The organism is Immundisolibacter sp., assembly GCF_041625615.1.
In the GTDB taxonomy this organism is placed as follows: Bacteria; Pseudomonadota; Gammaproteobacteria; order Immundisolibacterales; family Immundisolibacteraceae; genus Immundisolibacter.
The window spans coordinates 1-3,628 of sequence record NZ_JBFJTF010000183.1 but is presented as its reverse complement, the minus strand read 5'-3'; the positions used below and the strand labels follow the sequence as shown (position 1 = coordinate 3,628).

Sequence of the window (3,628 nt, the reverse complement as noted above, 5' to 3'; positions counted from 1 at the left end):
TGACCAAGCTGATCGAGAAGAACACCACCATCCCGACCCGCGCGTCACAGATCTTCTCGACCGCCGACGACAACCAGACCGCAGTGACCGTGCACGTGCTGCAGGGCGAACGTGAGATGGCCGCCGGCAACAAGTCGCTGGGCAAGTTCGACCTGACCGACATCCCGCCGGCGCCGCGCGGCATGCCGCAGGTCGAAGTCACGTTCGACATCGACGCCAACGGCATCCTGCACGTGTCGGCCAAGGACAAGGCCACCGGCAAGGAGCAGAAAATCGTCATCAAGGCCTCGAGCGGCCTGTCCGACGAGGAAGTGCAACGCATGGTCCGTGACGCCGAGGCACACGCCGAGGAGGATCACAAGGCGGCGCAGCTGGCGCACGCGCGCAACCAGGCCGACAACCTCGTGCACCAGGTGCGCAAGACGCTGGCCGACCTGGGCGACAAGGTGGACGGCGACGAGAAGACCCGCATCGAGGACGCCATCGGCGCCGTCGAGGAAGCGGTCAAGGGTGACGACCAGGCCGCCATCGAGTCGGCCACCGAAGCGCTGACCGCCGCCTCGCACAGCCTGGCGGAGAAGGCCTACGCCGGCGCCGCCGAGCAACCGGCACCGGATACCGGCGACGCCGGCAGCGCATCCGGCGGCGACGACGTGGTCGACGCCGAATTCAAGGAAGTGCGCGACGACAAGTAAGCGCGGCCACGCCCGCCACACCCCGGACCGGCTCGCCCGGCCCGGGGTTTTGTTCATTCTGACCGACAGCAAGAACCCTCACCATGGCGTCACAGGACCTCTACGAAGTGCTCGGCGTGCCGCAAACGGCGGACGAGAGCGAAATCAAAAAGGCCTATCGGCGCCTTGCCATGAAGTACCACCCGGACCGCAACCAGGGTGATACCGAGGCCGAGGAACGCTTCAAGCAGGTACAGGCGGCCTACGAGGTGCTGTCCAGCCCCGAGAAACGGGCCGCCTACGACCGCTTCGGCCACGCCGGCATCGACCCACAGGGCGCCGGCATGGGGGCGGGCGGTTTCGGCGATATCTTCGGCGACGTGTTCGCGGACATTTTCGGTGGCGGACGCGCCGGCCGCGGCGGCGGCGGGCGCGGCGCCGACCTGCGCTACGAACTCGACATCAGCCTCGAGGAAGCTTTTCGCGGCACCACCGCCACGCTCGACATCCCGGTCCTCGCCACCTGCGAGACCTGCGACGGCAACGGCGCCAAGCCCGGCACCTCGCCCAGCCCATGCGGCACCTGCGGCGGCCACGGCCAGGTGCGCATCCAGCAGGGCTTTTTCTCGCTGCAGCAGACCTGCCCCACCTGCCGCGGCACCGGCCAGGTGATCCGCGACCCGTGCGTGGACTGTCACGGTGCGGGGCGGGTGCAGAAGCCCAAGAAGCTGGAGGTGAAGATCCCCCCCGGCGTCGACACCGGCGACCGTATCCGGTTGGCCGGCGAGGGCGAGGCCGGCCGTCGTGGTGGCCGACCGGGCGATCTGTACGTCGACATCCACCTGCGACCGCACGCGCTGTTCGAGCGCGACGGCAGCGACCTGTACACCGAGGTGCCCATCAGCGTGGTCACGGCCGCACTGGGCGGCGAGCTCGACGTCCCGAGCCTGGAAGGCCGACTGAACGTCACCGTGCCCGCCGGCACGCAGACCGGGCGGGTGTTCCGCCTGCGCGGCAAGGGCATGCCGTCGGTACGCGGCGGTGGCGTGGGCGACCTGATGGTGCGTGTGTCGGTCGAAACGCCGGTCAACCTGGATGAGCGGCAGGAGCGCCTGCTGCGCGAACTGGGCGAGACTATGGGCGAGAGTCACCGTCCCCGCGAACATTCGTGGCTGGACCGCGTGAAGCGCTTTTTCGAGTAACCGACATGCCGCACGAGACCCGCATCGCCATCGCCGGCGCCGCCGGCCGCATGGGCCGCACGCTGATCGCCGCCTGCTCCGAGCAGCCCGGCCTGCAATTGACCGCCGCCGTGGAGCATGCGGGCAACCCCGCGCTGGGCAACGACAGCGGCCTGCTGGCCGGACTGGCGCCCAACGGCGTGCCGGTGAGCGCCGACGATGCGCTGCCCGACAGCGCCTTCGACGTGCTGATCGACTTCACCCGCCCGGCCGCCACGCTGGCCCATGCACGCGCCTGCGCCGCCGCCGGGCGGGCGCTGGTGATCGGCACCACCGGTCTCGACGCGGCGCAAAAGGACGAACTGGCCGCCCTGGCACAGCAGATACCGGTGGTATTCGCGCCCAACATGAGCGTCGGGGTCAATTTGTGCCTGGCGCTGCTGCGCCAGGCCGCGGCGGTGCTGGGCGACGACTTCGATGTCGAGATCCTCGAGGCCCACCACCGGCACAAGGTGGATGCGCCGTCCGGCACGGCACTTCGCATGGGTGAAGTGGTGGCGGACGCGCTGGGCCGCAACCTGGCCGACTGCGCCGTCTACGGCCGCGAGGGCCAGACCGGCGCGCGCGCCCGGGAAACCATCGGTTTTGCCACCGTGCGCGGTGGCGACGTGGTGGGTGACCACACCGTGCTGTTCGCCGGCGACGGCGAGCGGGTGGAAATCACCCACAAGGCCAGCAGCCGCCTCACGTTTGCCCGCGGCGCACTGCGCGCGGCCGCCTGGCTGGCCGACCGGCCTGCCGGCCTGTACGACATGCAGGACGTGCTCGACCTGCGCTGAGCGGCGGCAATCGCCCGGGTCGACCAGGCGACGACGCATCCGGGGCGCGCGTTCTCAGCAGGGCACCCGGTACCAGTGCCCGTTGACGTACACCCAGTGATAGCACGACCCTTCGATGGTGATCACCACCGCCTGACCCAGGTTGCGTATGGCCTTGATCCCGTCACCGGGCGGCCCTTCGCGGGGCTCCAGCGGCTTCCCATCGGCCGTGCGCGGCTGCAGGTTGCCGTCTTTGTCCGGCACGAGCACAAACGGCAGGCCGGCGAACGGGTTGGTCTGCGGTGACGGTTCAGCCGGTGGTGTTTCCCGTCCACAGCCGGACAGGGCCACGCCCGCCAGGCTCACCACCGCAAACCGTCGGATCAGATCGCACCTTTTCATCCTCTCCCTCCATGGCTGACGTCAATCCAGCATGAGGCTGACGCTCGCATACAGATGGCGCTGCGGGTGCAGCTGCGGATTCTGAGGGTCCGTGTCCTGAAACTGCACCTCGGTGTCGAACAGGTTGCGCACGCCGACGCTTACCAGCCCCGATCGCCGCGGCAGACGGTAGCCGACGCGGACATCGCTCAGCCAGAAGGTATCCGTGGCTTGGCGCTGCTGGTTGCTGGTGGTGACGACGAAATCGCCGCTTTGGTGGTACCCGGTGACAGCCACGTCGGCCAGCCACCCTGACGGGTCGCTGTAGCGAACTCCCAGCGGCAGACTGTGGGTCCGCAAATCGAAGATGCCCCAGTTGCCGGTCTCGACGATCAACGGGAAGTCGTCGCTGTAAATTTCCTTCTGGTAGCGATACTCGCCACGCACGGCCCAGCGTGGCGCCGGCGTCCAGTACGCGTACACGCGATGCAGCTGCTGGCGCGCATCACCGCTTTGTGCACCCGACAGCAGGTCCAGGTAAGGCCGCTCGAGTTGACGCCAGCTGGCCTCGAGC

General features: G+C 68.9%; 4 protein-coding genes and 1 pseudogene. 3 read left to right on the top strand and 2 right to left on the bottom strand.

Features of this window, described 5'->3' with window-relative positions:
• From ABYX71_RS11070 to dapB, 3 genes are all read left to right on the top strand, one after another.
• Positions 1–695 (top strand): Hsp70 family protein (locus ABYX71_RS11070; RefSeq protein ID WP_372696554.1); only part of this gene is annotated, 695 nt, incomplete at its 5' end.
• Positions 696–778: 83 nt separating this feature from the next.
• Positions 779–1,876 carry a molecular chaperone DnaJ gene (gene dnaJ, locus ABYX71_RS11065; protein ID WP_372696553.1) on the top strand — a complete coding sequence of 366 codons (1,098 nt, stop codon included), beginning with the start codon at positions 779–781 and terminating at the stop codon, positions 1,874–1,876.
• 5 nt (positions 1,877–1,881) lie between these two features.
• Positions 1,882–2,694 carry a 4-hydroxy-tetrahydrodipicolinate reductase gene (dapB, locus tag ABYX71_RS11060; protein ID WP_372696552.1) on the top strand — a complete coding sequence of 271 codons (813 nt, stop codon included), beginning with the start codon at positions 1,882–1,884 and terminating at the stop codon, positions 2,692–2,694.
• Between the two features lie 54 nt (positions 2,695–2,748).
• Here dapB and ABYX71_RS11055 read toward each other — a convergent pair whose 3' ends face one another.
• Together ABYX71_RS11055 and ABYX71_RS11050 are read right to left on the bottom strand one after the other, a co-directional pair.
• The gene (locus ABYX71_RS11055; protein WP_372696551.1) at positions 2,749–3,075 is read right to left on the bottom strand and encodes a hypothetical protein; all 327 of its coding nucleotides are present in this window, start codon (positions 3,073–3,075) and stop codon (positions 2,749–2,751) included.
• Positions 3,076–3,096: 21 nt separating this feature from the next.
• Positions 3,097–3,628, bottom strand: a pseudogene (locus ABYX71_RS11050) (hypothetical protein); the annotation flags it as partial.